This is a genomic window from Alteromonas naphthalenivorans, from assembly GCF_000213655.1.
Classification (GTDB): Bacteria; Pseudomonadota; Gammaproteobacteria; order Enterobacterales; family Alteromonadaceae; genus Alteromonas; species Alteromonas naphthalenivorans.
This window is the reverse complement of record NC_015554.1, coordinates 3,765,217-3,781,918: the sequence shown is the minus strand read 5'-3', so window position 1 is coordinate 3,781,918 and position 16,702 is coordinate 3,765,217. Positions and strand designations below refer to the sequence as shown.

At 44.6% G+C, this 16,702-nt stretch carries 13 protein-coding genes; 10 read left to right on the top strand and 3 right to left on the bottom strand.

From position 1 onward, the window contains the following. Positions 1-33: 33 nt before the first annotated feature. The 7 genes from AMBT_RS16475 (at position 34) to AMBT_RS16445 (ending at position 8,408) form a co-directional block, all read left to right on the top strand. Positions 34-2,142 carry a chemotaxis protein CheW gene (locus AMBT_RS16475; protein ID WP_013785775.1) on the top strand — a complete coding sequence of 703 codons (2,109 nt, stop codon included), beginning with the start codon at positions 34-36 and terminating at the stop codon, positions 2,140-2,142. Beyond that, positions 2,139-2,642, top strand: a complete 504-nt coding sequence (locus AMBT_RS16470; protein WP_013785774.1) for a chemotaxis protein CheW — start codon at positions 2,139-2,141, stop codon at positions 2,640-2,642. The genes AMBT_RS16475 and AMBT_RS16470 overlap by 4 nt, the downstream gene beginning before the upstream one ends. Before the next feature lie 51 nt (positions 2,643-2,693). Beyond that, entirely contained in the window at positions 2,694-5,234 is a 2,541-nt protein-coding gene (locus tag AMBT_RS16465) for a PAS domain S-box protein (protein WP_013785773.1), read from the top strand. Between the two features lie 3 nt (positions 5,235-5,237). Continuing rightward, positions 5,238-6,068: a CheR family methyltransferase gene (locus tag AMBT_RS16460; protein WP_013785772.1), complete on the top strand. Its 831-nt coding sequence runs from the start codon at positions 5,238-5,240 to the stop codon at positions 6,066-6,068. A gap of 14 nt (positions 6,069-6,082) precedes the next feature. Next, positions 6,083-6,715: a chemoreceptor glutamine deamidase CheD gene (gene cheD, locus AMBT_RS16455; RefSeq protein ID WP_013785771.1), complete on the top strand. Its 633-nt coding sequence runs from the start codon at positions 6,083-6,085 to the stop codon at positions 6,713-6,715. Beyond that, a complete protein-coding gene (locus AMBT_RS16450) occupies positions 6,687-7,733 on the top strand; it encodes a protein-glutamate methylesterase/protein-glutamine glutaminase (RefSeq protein ID WP_013785770.1) in 1,047 nt (348 codons plus the stop codon). The genes cheD and AMBT_RS16450 overlap by 29 nt, the downstream gene beginning before the upstream one ends. Positions 7,734-8,144: 411 nt before the next feature. Beyond that, the gene (locus tag AMBT_RS16445) at positions 8,145-8,408 is read left to right on the top strand and encodes a hypothetical protein (protein WP_013785769.1); all 264 of its coding nucleotides are present in this window, start codon (positions 8,145-8,147) and stop codon (positions 8,406-8,408) included. Between the two features lie 31 nt (positions 8,409-8,439). On the opposite strand, the gene AMBT_RS16440 is transcribed toward AMBT_RS16445, so the two are convergent. The 3 genes from AMBT_RS16440 to AMBT_RS16430 all read right to left on the bottom strand — a co-directional run bounded on the left by AMBT_RS16440 (position 8,440) and on the right by AMBT_RS16430 (position 12,494). Further along, on the bottom strand, positions 8,440-9,120 hold the full coding sequence (locus AMBT_RS16440; protein WP_013785768.1) for a haloacid dehalogenase type II: 681 nt from the start codon (positions 9,118-9,120) through the stop codon (positions 8,440-8,442). A gap of 17 nt (positions 9,121-9,137) precedes the next feature. Further along, positions 9,138-10,022 carry a protease HtpX gene (gene htpX, locus AMBT_RS16435; protein WP_013785767.1) on the bottom strand — a complete coding sequence of 295 codons (885 nt, stop codon included), beginning with the start codon at positions 10,020-10,022 and terminating at the stop codon, positions 9,138-9,140. Between the two features lie 210 nt (positions 10,023-10,232). After that, the gene (locus AMBT_RS16430; RefSeq protein WP_013785765.1) at positions 10,233-12,494 is read right to left on the bottom strand and encodes a TonB-dependent receptor; all 2,262 of its coding nucleotides are present in this window, start codon (positions 12,492-12,494) and stop codon (positions 10,233-10,235) included. 311 nt (positions 12,495-12,805) lie between these two features. Between AMBT_RS16430 and AMBT_RS16425 the strand changes: the two genes are divergently transcribed. From AMBT_RS16425 to treF, 3 genes are all read left to right on the top strand, one after another. Further along, positions 12,806-13,828, top strand: coding sequence for a LacI family DNA-binding transcriptional regulator (locus AMBT_RS16425; RefSeq protein ID WP_013785764.1), 1,023 nt, complete (start codon positions 12,806-12,808; stop codon positions 13,826-13,828). Between the two features lie 111 nt (positions 13,829-13,939). Continuing rightward, complete coding sequence (locus tag AMBT_RS16420; protein WP_013785763.1) at positions 13,940-15,178, top strand: MFS transporter; 1,239 nt, start codon at positions 13,940-13,942, stop codon at positions 15,176-15,178. 1 nt (position 15,179) lies between these two features. Next, positions 15,180-16,685 carry an alpha,alpha-trehalase TreF gene (treF, locus tag AMBT_RS16415; protein WP_013785762.1) on the top strand — a complete coding sequence of 502 codons (1,506 nt, stop codon included), beginning with the start codon at positions 15,180-15,182 and terminating at the stop codon, positions 16,683-16,685. The last annotated feature ends 17 nt before the right edge of the window (positions 16,686-16,702 follow it).

Below are 16,702 nucleotides of genomic sequence, written 5' to 3'. Positions count from 1 at the left end.
TCTTCACATCATACCGGCCTGGAAGGATTCAGAATGAGCATCGATATTGAGCAATTTCATGGCGTGTTTTTTGACGAGAGCGATGAGCATCTCGACGACATGGAACAACTGCTAATTAGCCTTGATGTAGACTCGCCTGACCCGGAAGAACTCAACAGTATTTTCCGCGCGGCCCATTCTATAAAAGGGGGCAGTGGCATTTTTGGTTTCAATGCCCTAATGAACCTTACCCATGTAATGGAAAACCTGCTAGATAAAGCCCGTAATCAAGAGATATCTGTTACCACCAATATCGTTAACCTGTTACTAGAAACCCTTGATGTATTAAAAGCGACGTTATCTGCCTATCGCGATCAGGTCGATGTGCCAGAACAAGCCATTGCCGTCAGTATTACCAAGCTGGAAAGGGCGCTATCTGAAACCCAAGGTGCAGCCGCGGCTGATACTTCTAACGATGTCGATAACGCTAACGGCTTTGACAATAGCAACGGCAGTTCAGATGCTGACAGCAGCGATAGTTCAAATGACAACAGCGACGCCTTTGGCTTTTTTGATGATGAGCCCGACCTCACCACAAACATTAGCCAACAGACCGAGATTAACGACGTTGAGTTGTCCACACAAAGTGATGATGGTTTTGGGTTCTTTGATGATACGCCAAGCGAAGCAGTCGCTAGCGCAGAAGACGACGGCTTCGGCTTTTTTGATGAACCAGAAATGCAGGTCTCTACACCAGTAGCCAGCGATAACAGCTATGGCTTTTTCGATACAACAGAGCTGCCTGAAAACAAGGCAACGCCTGACAACTCTGAAGCCGTAATTTCACCTAAACTATTTGTGCTAGACCCTATTGCGGCAAAGGGTACAGGTGAAACATCTGCATTAAAGAAAAAGTCACCGCCAAAGGCGAGTGATTCTGCGCCGCCTATCAAGACGAATAAAAAAAGTGTGGGTCGCGATAGCGCTTCCATTCGAGTGGATACCAAAAAAATCGACTCTATGGTTAATTTAGTCGGCGAGCTCGTTATCACTCAATCTATGCTGTCGATGATTGGACAGGAAGTAGATGGGCAAGTAGGTGAGCGTTTGCAAGTGGCGATAGACGAGCTGCAGCGCAATACTCGTGAAATTCAAGAATCGGTAATGTCAGTCAGAATGTTACCGCTAACCGCTACATTTAATCGCTTCCCTAGGCTAGTTCGTGATTTGGCTGGCAAGCTAGATAAAAAAGTTGATTTAGTTTTACAAGGCGCTCATACAGAAATTGACAAAAGCCTGATTGAAAAGCTTGTCGACCCATTAACGCATTTAGTTAGAAACAGTATCGATCATGGTATTGAGTTGCCCGAAAAGCGACGTGCCGCCGGTAAGCCCGAAATGGGAACCGTCATTCTAGGCGCTGAGCAAAAAGGCGGCAGTATTATTATTAAAATCATTGATGATGGCGGCGGGCTGAATAGGGCGCGTATTTTGGAAAAAGCACGTTCCAATGGTTTAACTGTTGACGATGACATGCCAGACAGCGAAGTGTGGCAGCTTATCTTTCAAGCTGGTTTTTCAACTGCCGAAGCGGTAACCGATGTGTCAGGCCGTGGTGTGGGTATGGATGTAGTAAGGCGGAATATTGAAGCCATTGGTGGGCGGATTGAAATAGAGTCTTCATTAGGAGAGGGCTCAGGCTTTTTCATACATTTACCGCTTACCCTCGCTATTGTTGATGGCATGTGCGCGTCAGTTGGCAATCAGATTTTTGTCATACCTTTGCTTAACATTGTGGAGTCTTTTCAGCCCACTGCCAGCCAACTTAAAACCCTAGGCAACGATACGGTGCTTTATGTACGTGACCAATATTGGCCGCTTGTTCCACTTCACGATTATATGGACGTAGAAAACGCCAACCGTAAACCCACAGAAGCCATTGTTGTATTACTTGAAAGTAGTAAGAAACGCTTCGGAGTGCTGGTAGACGCCTTAGTTGGCCAGCAACAAGTGGTAATAAAGAGCCTGGAAGCTCACTATCGAAAAGTGGCTGGACTTGCCGGCGCTACTATTATGGGCGACGGAAAAGTTGCGCTTATTATCGATGCCGACTCTATCGCAACTACTTATACGTCAAGTCAATTAGAGGACATGCTCGCATGAGTGATACCGCATTACATCAGGCTGTTATCGGGGGCGATGACAAGGAATATCTAAGTTTCGTACTTGCCGATGAGCACTACGCTTTAGATATCAAAACGGTAAAAGAAATTCGTGGTTACGAGCAAGTCACTAAAATTGCTAATGCGCCAGCGTTTATAAAAGGGGTAATCAATTTGCGAGGGGACATTGTGCCTATTGTAGATTTACGCCTTAAATTCAACGTTGGCGAAGCCACATATACCGAATTTACTATTGTGATTATGCTCAATATACAAGATCGCATTGTGGGCATTGTGGTAGATGGCGTATCGGATGTTATTCGGTTAATGGAAGATCAAATTCTAGCACCGCCTGAATTTGGTGTGGCTTTTGATAGCCGGTACTTGCACGGGTTAACAGATGTAGATGGTCAGATGGTTATTCTGGTGAATATTGAAAGCCTTATCACCAGTGAAGAAATGGGCTTAGTTGCTCCCCAAAGCGTTAATGAGGACGCGTAACAGCTAAGACGGCAACGGTAAAAAATTTCGCAAATTTAGGATGAACTGGTTATGGGCGTGTTTAACTTTCTCAACAATGATGAGCTTAAAGCTGCACAGCACGAGGCGCAGCTTAAAACGCAAATTCTCGATGCAAGCACCGCAAGCATTATGGTAATTGATGGCGCGGGTAATATTGTATATCACAACCCTGCTTTTTTAGCGCTGGCGAAGCAATGCCCTGATGATTTTACGGTTTCCACTCATGGCGGCCATGCTGCTTTAAAAGGGCAAAATTTATCGGCAGTCATAAAAGGCAATACCCAACTGCTGAATCAAATATTGCAGTGCCGAGAAGAAAGTCTTTATGCGCAATTGGCTAAGAGCGTGTTTACCCTCAATATTACCCCCCTTAGTGCGTCAAGCTCAGAGCCCGCTCAGTATGTTGTGCAATGGAGTGATAACGAACAGGAAGATCAACACGCGGGTATGGTTAGTGCCATTAACCAAAGCCAAGCGGTTATTCTTTTTTCTCCCGATGGCAATATTGTTAAAGCGAATGAAAATTTTCTGTCAGCCATGGGCTACTCAGAAAGCGAAATAGAAGGCAAACATCACAGCCTTTTTGTTACTCGAGAATACGCCAGTAGCCAAGAATACAAAGATTTTTGGTCGGTATTGCAAAGCGGTGAAGCACACAGCGGTGAGTTTTGCCGATTAAATAACAAGGGTGAAGATGTTTGGATCCAAGCTTCTTATAATCCTATTTTTGATCACAATGGCAAGGTTACCGCTATTGTAAAATTTGCTATCGATATCACCGCTGAGAAAAAGCAAAACGCCGATTATAAAGGGCAAATTGACGCCATTAGTAAGTCGCAAGCCGTTATCGAATTCGACTTACAAGGCAATATTCTTACCGCGAATGATAACTTTCTTAGTGTAATGGGGTATTCCCTAGAGGAAGTAAAGGGTAAGCATCACAGTACGTTCGTGGAAAGGGAGGTAAAACTTAGCCCTGAATACGCTGCTTTCTGGAAAGATTTGCAAGCGGGGAATTATCGAACAGGTGAATTTAAAAGGTTAGGTAAGGGGGGGAGTGAAATTTGGATCCAAGCTTCTTATAACCCTATTTTAGACAGCAACGGGCAACCTTTTAAGGTGGTAAAATTCGCCACTGATATTACCGCCGAAAAAGCTAAGAACGCTTACTTTGAAGGGCAGTTAACCGCAATAAGCAAATCTCAAGCGGTAATCGAGTTTGATTTAGATGGCGTGATTTTAGATGCCAACAGTAATTTCTTATCGGCACTTGGTTACACCCTAGATGAAGTGAAAGGAAAGCATCACAGCATATTTGTAGAGCCTGCTTTCAAAAACAGCCCAGAATACGCCGCCTTTTGGGAGCAATTGCGCAAAGGGGTATATGCTAGTGGCGAGTACAAGCGTATTAGTAAACTAGGCAATGCTGTCTATATTCAGGCTTCGTATAATCCCATACTCGATCAAAACGGCAAACCCTTTAGGGTAGTGAAGTACGCTACCGACATTACGGGGCGCACGGTAGCAGTAGACAGTATCAAAACTGTGATGTCTAAGCTTACTGAAGGTGACTTACTGCATAACATTGAAGAACCACTAGATGGCGACTTTAAAGTGCTTGGTGAGTCTATTAACCAGTTTGTAGATGAACTACGCGACACCATTATCAAAATTCACGATGCGGTAGAAACCATCGATACCGCTTCTAATGAAATTGCGACAGGAAATGCCGACTTATCCAGTCGTACCGAGCAGCAAGCATCTAGCTTGGAAGAAACTGCATCGGCCATGGAAGAGCTCACAGGTACGGTAAAATTAAATGCGGAAAATGCCGACCAAGCAAAAGGTTTGGCTAGTCAGGCCTCAGATGTAGCATCAGAAGGCGGAAAGGTGATTGAACAAGTAGTTCATACCATGGGGGAAATTAACGATTCGGCCCAACGCATTTCTGACATTATTGGTGTTATTGACGGCATTGCATTTCAAACCAACATATTAGCCCTAAACGCCGCGGTAGAAGCGGCGCGAGCTGGCGAGCAAGGCCGCGGGTTTGCGGTAGTAGCATCGGAAGTACGAACGTTAGCCCAGCGCTCAGCAGAAGCGGCTAAAGACATAAAAGGCCTTATTTCAACCTCGGTAGAGAAAATTACCAACGGTAATGTATTGGTGAACAAATCTGGTGAAACCATGGCGGATATTGTAACGGCAATTAAGCGGGTGAACGACATTATGTCAGAAATTGCCGCAGCAAGTTCCGAGCAAGCCACCGGTATTCAAGAGGTTAACAACGCTGTTGTGCAAATGGATGAAATGACACAACAAAATGCAGCACTTGTAGAAGAAGCGGCAGCCGCCGCAGACAGTATGAGGCAGCAGTCTGGGCAATTAGCACAGCGGGTAGCTGTATTTAAAGTGGGGCAACAGAGCTTTAGTTCAGCCTCTACGTCATCGAATAGCATGGCATCGTTTCCTACATCCGCTCCAAGAGCGATATCGGGGCCTGGGCCTTCTAAGCCGAGAGTATCGTTAAACCCAATGTCGCCGGATGAAGCAGAGTGGGAGGCCTTTTAGTGTATGACCGAGTTACACGAAGTAGTGGCGCAAAGGGAATTTGCCTACAGTCGGCGAGACTTCGATAGAGTTAGGCGGCTACTGTTTGAGCGTGCCGGTATTCGCCTAGCTGACTCTAAAGATGCCATGGTGTATAGCCGTTTAGCACGGCGCCTGCGCATATTAAAATTAACCCGTTTCAAAGACTACTTGGCAATGGTGGCCCACAACCACCAAGAACAAGAACATTTTGTTAATGCGCTAACGACAAATTTAACCTCTTTTTTCAGAGAACCTCATCATTTTGAAGCGCTCTCAACGTACTTAAAGCAGCACCCCAATACCAAACGCATTTGGTGTTCGGCCAGTAGTACAGGGGAAGAGCCTTATTCCATCGCGATGACAGTAGCGTCGGTATTTGGCACCTTTACTCCCCCTGTCTCTATTGTTGCCACTGATATCGACAGCCGAGTGCTACAAAAAGCCGCTGCAGGGATTTACAGTGCAAGCGGCATTGAACAATTACCTCCTCATTATCGCGAACAGTTTTTCTACAAAGGCAAAGGCGCACAGTTAGGGAAAGTGCGTGTGGCCGATGAGCTTAGGCGCATGGTGCAGTTTGAAACCCTAAACTTGATGTCGCCCACATGGGACATTGAAAGCCCAATAGATATTATTTTTTGTCGAAACGTCATGATCTACTTTGATCGAGACACCCAGCGCAAAATTCTATTCCGAATGGTTAAGTTAATGACACCTGAGGGAATGTATGTAGCCGGTCATTCTGAAAACTTCACTATGTACCCTGAGTTGGTACGGCCTATGGGTAAAACTATTTACCGGCCAGTAAATTAAAAGGGGTTAGCAGTATGAGCCAAGATGAACAACCTATCAGTTACTTCGACAACCGATTTCGAAAAGAAGCCGTTAAATTATTACCAGGGCAGTACGTTGCCACCGCTTCTAATAAGGTGTTAGTCACTATTTTAGGGTCTTGTGTTGCCGCATGCATTTACGACCCAGAAAAGAAGATTGGCGGTATGAACCATTTTATGTTGCCTGAATTGAATTTAGCCAGCGAGCTAGACAGCAACCTTGCATCTAAATACGGTGTGCATGCTATGGATATGCTTATTGAAAAACTCATCACACTAGGGGCAAGAAAGGAAAAGCTAGTGGCCAAGGCTTTTGGCGGCGGCAAAGTGCTTGCTGGGTTTGTGCAACAAGATATTGGCAGAATTAACGCTGAGTTTGTTGTTAACTATTTAACTAGGGAAAACATCCCACTATTAAATAGTGACTTAATGTCCGACTACGCCCGCAAAATATACTTTCTGCCGGATGAAGGTAATGTATACATGAAGCGAATTAGAAATTTTAATAATACCAGTTTGTATGAGCGTGAATCTAGCCACCGCGTGCTGCTATCTCAGCAAGCCACCCCCGATGATTTCTCGCTAACGGAGCCTGACAATGCCCATCAAAGTTCTCGTGGTAGATGACTCTGCACTTATCAGGCAGTTGTTATCTGAAATTATTAATAATGAAGCTGACATGCTTTTGGTTGGGGCGGCACCCGATGCGTTTGTAGCAAAGAAAATGGTACAAGAGTTTAAGCCTAATGTGATCACTCTAGATATTGAAATGCCTAAAGTGGATGGCTTACGTTTTTTAGAGGTCATGATGAAAGCATGCCCTACACCGGTTGTTATGGTGTCTACGTTAACGGAAAAAGGGGCTGATGCTACACTTCGTTCGTTAGAACTAGGCGCGGTAGATTTTGTCCCAAAACCCAAGCTGGGTGTGGCTCAAGGTATGGAAGAGTATCGTTCGGTAATAACGGAAAAAATTAGAATGGCGGCGCACTCCACGCTAAGTGTACCTACACAATCGCGCGCATCCCAACATGCTGCTATGCGCTACACGGGTAGCGAAAAAGTGATAGGAATGGGCGCGTCTACTGGCGGTACAGAAGCGATTAAAGATGTACTCATGCATTTCCCTAAAAACGCGCCAGCCACTGTTATTACCCAGCATATGCCGCCGGGCTTTACGACAACCTACGCCCGTAGGCTAAACATCCTGTGTGAAATAGAGGTAAGTGAAGCGAAAGGCGGTGAGCGTCTGTTACCGGGGCATGCTTATTTAGCGCCGGGTGATAAGCACTTGGTTGTTGAACGCAGTGGCGCAGATTATCGTATTGCCTTATCTGATGCCCCAAGAGAATCGGGCCACAAACCTTCGGTAGACGTGCTTTTTAATTCACTAGCGGCTAATGCTGGGGCAAATGCTGTAGGGGTGTTGCTAACCGGTATGGGACGTGACGGCGCTAACGGTTTATTGCAAATGAAACAACAAGGCGCCACTACGTTCTGCCAGGATGAAAAAAGCTGTGTTGTGTTTGGTATGCCCAAGGTGGCAATAGAATTAAATGCGGCCAGCTACGTTACACCGCTAGCTTCGCTAGCAGATGCTATACTCGATACGTTAGAGTCGATTGGCGTGGGTACACGGCTTTAATTAGATTTTGGTTAATCTATGTTGTCGCTAAGTTTTCCACTTGGCTTGTTAGCTGATTTAATTGATGTTTTAATAAAGCGGATTTGTTGTCACGATAACATTGCTGTTACAGAAAGCTGTTACTGTAAGCTCAACTAAGGAAGGGTTCTCGTGAAAGTTTACAACAGGTCGATAACAAGATAAGAAACATTAGCAATACCTCTAAAATCATGAGCAATACGAATACATGATGAGGTAAATAAAAGGCATGGGACGTTACGGTATACCTCAACTTATTATCATTAGGTATAATTCCTAACACCTAAAAATAAGATCATAGTTGCTATAGTTTCAACACAATCAGGGTATCGGATAGCCTTATCTCTATCTAAATAAATGAGCTTGAACTATATCAGGCCGTTGGGGAATCGTATGAAACAGCAAGCTATAATCGCATCAGTCGCATTATTAATTTCTTCTGCAGCCTTAGCAAATGGCGGGTTTCAGCCAACTGCTAAAGCGTGCGTGAATGTGGGTAAAGAAATTTCACGAGTTAGTGGTGAAATGGATGCAGCGAAATCGGGTATTCAAAAGTCTTGGTTAAAGCGTCAGTTGGGTGCGCTAGAAACTAAGCATTCAAACTGTTCGACTAACGGGTTTAAAGGCAGACAATTAGTTGCTAAAACTGATAACTAAAGCCTGCTACACTTTATATACCAAGGGTGCTTTATGCGCCCTTTTTCATTTCTTGCTCAAGCCCAGTTAAACTCTCTACGTTTAAGTCGGGTGCAAGCCCCAACGGATACATCATTTTTCCAGGTCTGTTTACAAATGTGGTTTGCATACCTATGGCCTTTGCACCACTCACATCCCACCCATGTGCCGCTACCATCATGGCATCTTCTGGCTCAACGCCAACTTCTTTGCACGCCCAGCGATACACATCGGGGTAAGGCTTATATGTTTTAATTTTTTCTGTGCTAAGTACATGGGTAAAGCACTCAACGATGTCTGCAAATTCCAGTTGCGCTTTTAGCCCTTCAATAGAGGAGTTGGATAGCGCCACCAACGGCACGTTTAATGACTGAAGCTTTGAAAGTGTCGGCTTCACATCATCATGCGCTGGAAGCTTGGTAATGTGGCTCTTTATGGCGTTAAGGGCTTCATCTTCAGATACGCTAAAACCTTTACTATGCGCCACCATCACCAAGGCAGCTGCCCCAATGTTGATAAAATCATGAAATTGGTTAGAAGCTATATCGACAAGCGAGTGATGCAAAAGGTTGGCGAACCACAAATCGACTAAGTCTTCATTGCCACCGAGTAATGGCGCTAAACCATGCTTCATTTCTGCCATATCAAGCAAGGTTTCGTTAATATCGAAAAAAATCGCTTTAGGTGGTGTCATAGTAGTAACTCCCTTTATTATTGCGCTTTCGCACGACGTCTAAGCACATCTATACGCTTATCTAGGGGCGGGTGGCTCATAAATAATTCTGAAAATGCCGACTTACCCGAAATGCCAAAGGCCATCATGGTGCCATCTAACTGACTTTCACTGTTCGATTTTAAGCGCGTTAACGCCGCTATCATTTTTTGTCTGCCGACTAATTTGGCTGAGCCTGCATCGGCCCGGTATTCACGTTGACGGGAAAACCACATCACAATAATGCTAGCCAAAATACCAAACAGCATTTCAAGTACAAACACAATGCCGTAATAAGCAAAACCGCCTAATGCACTGCTTCCGTTATTACTGCCACGAGCAGCATTAGAGATAGCACCGGCAATTACGCGCGCTAAAAAGATAACGAAGGTATTCACAACTCCTTGAATTAACGTAAGGGTAACCATGTCGCCATTGGCAATGTGTGATACTTCGTGGGCAAGCACCGCTTCCGCTTCATCTTCGCTCATGCCATTTAATAAGCCACTGCTTACGGCAACTAAGGCATTGTTCTTATTCATGCCGGTCGCAAAGGCGTTTATTTCAGGTGAGTCGTAAATAGCCACCTCTGGCATGCCAATACCCGCCTTTTTAGCTTGGGCAGATACCATATTAATTAGCCAGCGTTCAGTGGGTGTCGTGGGGTTATCAATCACCTGGGCACCCGTACTTCGTTTGGCAATCCATTTCGACATGGCTAATGAAATAAGCGCACCGCCAAAACCAAAAACCGCAGAGAAAACCAATAGCCCAGTAATACTGCGGTTATCAATACCAAAAGCAGCAAACACAATATTCAGCACAATACCTAGCACTAACACTACGGCTAAGTTGGTAACAAGGAATAAGAAAACCCGTTTCATATAATGTCTCTATCTTGAGGTAAAAGGTTAAGGTAAAAGGTTAAGGTAAAGGGTAAAAGTTATGGCAAAACGTTATGGTAAAGAGCCCAGCAAAAGAACCAGTACAATAACTATATTATGGTGGCGAAATATGGCGCTTCAAAGAGGGGGCAATAAAAAAGCCGATGATAAATATCATCGGCTTTGGTTTAGTAGCTTATAGCCTGTTAATCAAAAGAACAGATAAGATACGCTAAGCTTCATGCTTCTTGGCATGATATAGCGGCCGTTAGGTGAATCAGGGTTTCTAGGATCGCCCTCGGTAATACCTTGCTCATCAGTTAAGTTATCGATAGATAGTTGAACACGAAGCGCATCTGTAGGCTCAAGAGTCATGCCTACATCAACTTTTTCATACCCTTCTAAAATTACCGTATTTTCGTTGTCGCCAAAGCGGTCATCAACTGCTGAAAAGGTACCATATACAGTGGCGTACATATCGCCCACATCGAAACCATAGCTTGGTGTCATACGCACTTGCCAGCCTGGCTGACGTTGGGCTTCGTTGCCTTCGTTGGTAGCGCTAGCGGTAATTTCGGTTTCTTGTAGCGTTGCATTTACGCTAAGTGAGAAACCTGAGTCATGGTTGTACTTTCCGTCAAACTCGATACCGTAAGCTTCGTTTGTTAAAATTTCAGCCGGTGCACCTGGCAGACGAACAAAGGTATCGCCCTTTACTTCGTTAGCAAACGCCGTAGCGAAAAACTGAATGTTGTCATTCATGTATTTATAGCCAAGTTCGCCTTGGGTAACTTCTTTAATCAAGTCGTTGCCGCCAGTATAGGCGCCCCAGTTATCACGAAAGTCATCGAAATAAGGCATTTTGTAGCCACGGTTCATACGTACGAACACGCCGCTAAAGTCATTAAGCGCGTAGTTAGCCCCTAACGTCCACGAGGTTTTGTTTTCGTCATACTCTAATGCTTTATTTATTACGCCATCTAAGCCTTCATCAACCGAGTAGCTTACTTCATGGTTCTCACGGCGTAGCCCTAAGTCGATGCTTAAGTCTTCAGCGGCGTACCAGGTGCTGGTGGCATAAAGTGCAAATGTACTGGCATCACCAACGGAGTTTATATCGTAGCTCCAGCCACAGCCTTCCGCACTGCTATTACATGCAATTCCGTCTAGCATTTCGCCGCCAGGTACTAGTGCATAATACGCTTGGTTACCAATACTCCACCAATCTTCTGCTTTAGTAGTTGCGCTATAAATACCAAAAGAGGTATCGAAGTTGTCCCACGATTTAGATACGGCTAAGTCGTTAGTGAAAGACTCAACGTCTTTCAGTACTACCCAACGGCCAATTTGTTGAATAGGTGTGTCGCCGTCGTAGGTGTTTCCAGTAACCGCACCCGTAGCGCTTTCTCCGTTATCAGCAACTTCAGCCACGGTTATAGCTGAACCATCTGGCACTAAACCAAAGGTGTTTGCATCACCTTTAGTCAGGTTAAAACGGTCTACTAAATGCCAACCGCCGCCTAATTCAAGCTTTAAGCTACCACCACTAACATGACCATCCCAGCCTCGCCCATCACCAAAGTCAAAAGACTCAGAGGTAGCATTGTCAGGTCCGTAGTTGATGGTAGCTTGACGATTCAAAGGGCCTATTTGGGTATAATTAGCATCAATGCCATCTACGTTTAACGGCGTAGGCAAATACCAAGTGCCATGATCGTCAGTTTGGCGTGTATAAAGGTTTAGCTCACCTTTATCAAAAATTTTGGTTAGATTAACAGTGAATTGGTTGCCCTCTTCAGAGCTAAACCCAGCATCGCGAATACCATCAGAGCTTTTTACGTAACCGCCTACCATGTAGTAAAGGTCGTCGGCTAGTGCACCGCTAAGTACAAGATCAACGCGATTCAAACCATAATCTGATACTGTGTATTTCACACTGGCTTCAGTATCTTCACCGCCGCGTTTTAAGCGAAAGTTGGTGGTTAAACCGGGTTGGCCGTTACTCACTACCGGGTTAGGACCACCCCGTAAGCCTTCAATCATTTCAATGGTGTCATCAATTCTAAACATCTGAGAGTTTTCTAAGAACGATAAGGTTGAAGCGGGATAGATAGGTGATCCTTCTAATGCAATGGTAAGGAAAGGTGCATCACCGCCACCTGGGAACCCTCGAACAAATACATTCGCGCCTGACTCACCGCCAGAGCTTTCTACCCAAACACCTGGTATAGCTTTGAATAAATCTGCAGTAGATTTTGGTGCTAGTTTTTCAATATCGCTGGCATCAATATTCGTAACAGCGAAGCTTGCATCAATTTTTCTTATCCCTGCGCCGCCTGGCGTTCCACTTACTACAATAACTTCAGTATTTTCTGCAGTAGCTTGTTTTGTTTCTTCTTGTGCAAAGGCCGTTTGGGTTAACGCTAAAGAAATTGCAGTGGCTAGCATTCCTTTTGTGAACAACGTTTTCATGGTGTGTGCTCCTGAAAATAATTTTTGGGCGTTGTTAACCGAATGCGTGAAACAGGTTAAAAAATTGTCACTCGCTTCGGGAATGAGCAACAAAATAGATCCGTTTGCAAACGATTGCAAGGGTAAAATACAATCGATTGCAAAATAATTGTATAAGCATGTTAACATTTGTTTGCAAAGTGGTTTGGTGCTGAGTTGGGATGAGTAGAAGTAAATAACCTGAGATTCAGAGACTTATACCATCGCACGCAGAGCATAGGCTTTTTGTGCATTTCTAGGTATAGTTTGAAAAAAAGAGAGAGCTAAATAACTTGAGTTCAGAAACAAAATTAACGTTGGCTAAGCTGGCAAAGCTTGCAGGGGTTTCAACCTCTACAGCATCTAGAGCGCTTAAAGATAACCCGCTGATAAAGCAGGAAACGCGAAACAAAGTGCAGGCATTGGCAAAAGAATACAATTACAGTGTAAATGCCGCTGCAAGTAGGCTACGTACGCAGAAAACTCATGTTATTGCGGTAATTCTCAACCTTATCGATCATACCGAGCAAAGCACCACAGACCCCTTTTTACTGAAACTGGTTGGTGAACTGAACCAAGCGTTGAATGCCAAGGGCTACGAGTTATTGCTATCAAATTCCTTTATGGCGTCTGACGACTGGGCCAACTACTTCATTCATAGTCAGCGCGCTGATGGAATGATTGTAATCGGGCAAGGGAAGTCGACTAAGAAAATTGACCGCGCCGCTGAAGCTGGTGTACCCCTTGTGGTGTGGGGCGATCCAAAAAGCGAGGCTCGCTATCCCATAGTCGGTGGTGATAATTATCAAGGTGGTTTTGAAGCCGCCACCCACTTGCTGCAAAAAGGCGCTAAACGCGTGTTGTTTTTAGGTGATGCAGAGCATGCCGAGATGCAAGAGCGTTATAGAGGCTACTTGCAAGCGCATCAAGACGCTAATATTCCAGTGAGTGAAGACTGCACTTGCACTATCGATATAACCTCAAAAGCGGCATACGAGTATATAAATCAAAGAGTAAAAGCGAACGGCTTAGATTTCGACGGTATCGTGTGTTCAAGCGACATGGTAGCGCTTGGTGCACTTAAAGCGTTGAAAGAGCGCTACGTGGGTATTCCTAGCGATGTAGGCATTGTGGGCTACGATGATATTTCGCTAGCTGAACTTATGCATCCGGCGTTAACAACCGTACGTCAAAACACTCAACAAGCCGCGTCAGCCATGGTAGAGCAACTACTTCTCCAATTTGAAGGCAAAGAAACCGCTAGTTATGTGGTAGATACCCAATTGGTGGTTCGTCGTTCAAGTAAACACGATTAACGCGGTCATTAATAAGCACCACTTAACAAATAACAGGCCAATGCAAACGTTTGCATTTTTGTTTTTATCCGTCTACACTCCGGCTTAATTTAGTTAACAGAGTGTTTACACATGTCCAGATTGTTGATTATCACTGCGATAGCCGTAAGCTATTATGTGTTTGCCATACTGCTAAACAGTGTGGGCACCGTTATTTTGCAATCGATAAACAGTTTCGATGTGTCGAAACCAGAAGCCAGCACCCTAGAAGGGTTTAAAGACTTATCCATTGCGCTGGTATCCTTTCTTGTGGCTAGCTTTATTCCTCGTATTGGCTACAAGGTTTCAATGCTATTCGGCCTTATTCTGGTGGCTACGCTTTGCGCTATTACGCCTAGTATTGGCAACTTTTGGGTTATAAAACTCTTATTCGCAGGCATAGGCACAGCCTTTGCGTTAGTAAAAGTGTCGGTGTACGCCATTATTGGCCAACTCTCTTCCAACACCAAAACGCATAGCTCGTTGATGAATACCATTGAAGGTATTTTTATGTTGGGTGTGCTTTCAGGATATTGGGTATTTGCAGCCTTCATCGACCCGACTAATGAAGCGTCTCTTTCATGGCTGAACGTGTATTACCTTATTGCCGCTCTAGTTGCCGTAACGATTTTATTGGTGCTAGCCGCGCCGATTCAAAAACCAGAGGTGAACAAAGAAGTTGGGGTAGGTACGGCGTTTATCGATATGCTTAAACTTGCCTATAAACCCTTAGTGCTCATCTTTATTATTTCCGTGTTTCTGTATGTATTGATTGAACAGGGCATAGGCTCTTGGTTACCTACATTTAACCGAGAAGTGTTAGGTTTGCCTACCCAAGTGAGTATTCAAATTACCAGTATTTTCGCCGTAGCGCTTGCCCTTGGCCGTTTATTGGCTGGTGTAGTGCTAGCAAGAGTAAGTTGGTATCCCTTCATGAACGCCTGTTTAGTAGGCATGGCTGCGGTGATGCTATTGAGCTTACCTTTAGCTGAAAAGGTAGACGAGAACCTTATTGCTAGCTGGGTAGATGCACCAATAGCGGCGTACCTTATTCCGCTCATTGGGTTAATGATGGCGCCTATTTACCCTGTTATTAATTCTGTAATGTTAAGTGCATTGCCCAAAGTGCAACACGCCCCTATGACAGGCCTGATCGTGGTGTTCTCTGCCCTTGGCGGTACCACTGGCTCTATTATTACCGGATATGTATTTGAAGCAATGGGCGGGCAACAAGCCTTTTACTTATCGCTTATTCCCATAGGTGCACTACTTGTCACTCTGTTCTTTTTTAAACGAGCAACCTCTTCAATAGTGTTAAAGGATACCGCTTAACATGGCATTAACTACAAGTGGCTGGCGCACCTGCTTACCATTTTTTCAAAGCAATTTGTTTAAAGATGTGCAAAACGCGGCCTTGTTTGAAGACAGTAAGACCTTTGCCGATGCCATTGTATTAAGCGATTGGCAGACCGTAATAAATGAATACGAGCTGCAAAAATGTAACGAAGACTTTAGTTTATCCTCTTTCGTTGGCACTCATTTCCAAATGCCAGACATGGTGGCAAGCAGTACAAATTTTACATTCAGTGCTGTACCAGATTATGTGCAACATATGTGGGATGTACTGACCCGTACACCAGATGCAGAAAATATAGATAGCCTAATTAGCCTATCGCGCCCTTACATAGTACCAGGCGGCAGATTCAGAGAAATATATTACTGGGATAGCTACTTTACCGCATTAGGCTTAATCGATTCTGGTAAGGCCGACATGGCAGTCAACATGTTGGAAAATTTCTTAGATATACTGGATGAAGTAGGCTGTATTCCAAATGGAAATCGAGCCTACTATTACACCCGAAGCCAGCCACCCGTGCTGGCATTAATGTTCTCGTTAGTAGAGGAAAAGTTAAGTGAAACACAGCGTCAAAGGGCTATAGCAGGCATCGAAAAAGAATATGCTTTTTGGATGAATGGTGCGCAAAGCATAAGCGACATGCAAGACGCTAAGCAAGCAAGTGAACACCTAGTACGCATGCCTAGTGGTGCTTTACTTAACCGGTACTACGATAGCGAAGCCTCGCCACGACCAGAATCGTACAGAGAAGATATTGAAACGGCAGAACTCGTAGGCGCAAAGTCAGTAGAATTTTACCGCCATATAAGGGCGGCTTGTGAATCAGGGTGGGATTTCAGTTCCCGTTGGCTTGCCGATGAAAACACCCTGTCTAGTATCCGTACTACTGAAATAGTACCTGTTGACTTGAACGCACTGCTGTATTTTGTTGAAAGTACATTGGCGCGGGTTGGCAGTGAAGCCAATGCAAAAAAATACCGTGAAGCCGCTACTAATCGAAAGCAGGTAATAAACACCTATTTGTGGAATGAAGACAAAGCCTGTTTTTACGATTACCATTACCCCAGTAATACGCAAACTACTGTGCTTTCAGCGGCGGCAACCGTTCCTTTATTTGTAGAGCTTGCCACCAATGCGCAGGCTGAAGCGGTAAATGTTGCCCTTCAAACGCACTTGTTAGCACCCGGCGGAATAGTGACCACAGCAAATACCACTACTCAACAATGGGATTCACCCAATGGGTGGGCACCTCTGCAATGGTTTGCGGTGAAAGGGCTATTAAATTATGGTTTTAGTGATGAAGCTAGCGACATTATTAATCGCTTTACGCAAACTATTGAAGATCATTTTGCGCGAACAGGCGTAATGCTAGAAAAGTATAACGTGTGCGAGCCTGACAAAACGGCAAGTGGCGGGGAGTACGAAGTTCAGCTAGGGTTTGGTTGGACTAACGGTGTTTATACTCGCTTTAAAACCATGTAAGGCTAAACGAAAAGCCG

Bases quoted from the DNA above. Each gene is read 5' to 3' on its own strand.
- AMBT_RS16475 (WP_013785775.1), top strand. From the start codon at position 34: ATGAGCATCGATATTGAGCAATTTCATGGCGTGTTTTTTGACGAGAGC.
- AMBT_RS16470 (WP_013785774.1), top strand. From the start codon at position 2,139: ATGAGTGATACCGCATTACATCAGGCTGTTATCGGGGGCGATGACAAG.
- AMBT_RS16465 (WP_013785773.1), top strand. From the start codon at position 2,694: ATGGGCGTGTTTAACTTTCTCAACAATGATGAGCTTAAAGCTGCACAG.
- AMBT_RS16460 (WP_013785772.1), top strand. From the start codon at position 5,238: ATGACCGAGTTACACGAAGTAGTGGCGCAAAGGGAATTTGCCTACAGT.
- cheD (WP_013785771.1), top strand. From the start codon at position 6,083: ATGAGCCAAGATGAACAACCTATCAGTTACTTCGACAACCGATTTCGA.
- AMBT_RS16450 (WP_013785770.1), top strand. From the start codon at position 6,687: ATGCCCATCAAAGTTCTCGTGGTAGATGACTCTGCACTTATCAGGCAG.
- AMBT_RS16445 (WP_013785769.1), top strand. From the start codon at position 8,145: ATGAAACAGCAAGCTATAATCGCATCAGTCGCATTATTAATTTCTTCT.
- AMBT_RS16440 (WP_013785768.1), bottom strand. From the start codon at position 9,120: ATGACACCACCTAAAGCGATTTTTTTCGATATTAACGAAACCTTGCTT.
- htpX (WP_013785767.1), bottom strand. From the start codon at position 10,022: ATGAAACGGGTTTTCTTATTCCTTGTTACCAACTTAGCCGTAGTGTTA.
- AMBT_RS16430 (WP_013785765.1), bottom strand. From the start codon at position 12,494: ATGAAAACGTTGTTCACAAAAGGAATGCTAGCCACTGCAATTTCTTTA.
- AMBT_RS16420 (WP_013785763.1), top strand. From the start codon at position 13,940: ATGTCCAGATTGTTGATTATCACTGCGATAGCCGTAAGCTATTATGTG.
- treF (WP_013785762.1), top strand. From the start codon at position 15,180: ATGGCATTAACTACAAGTGGCTGGCGCACCTGCTTACCATTTTTTCAA.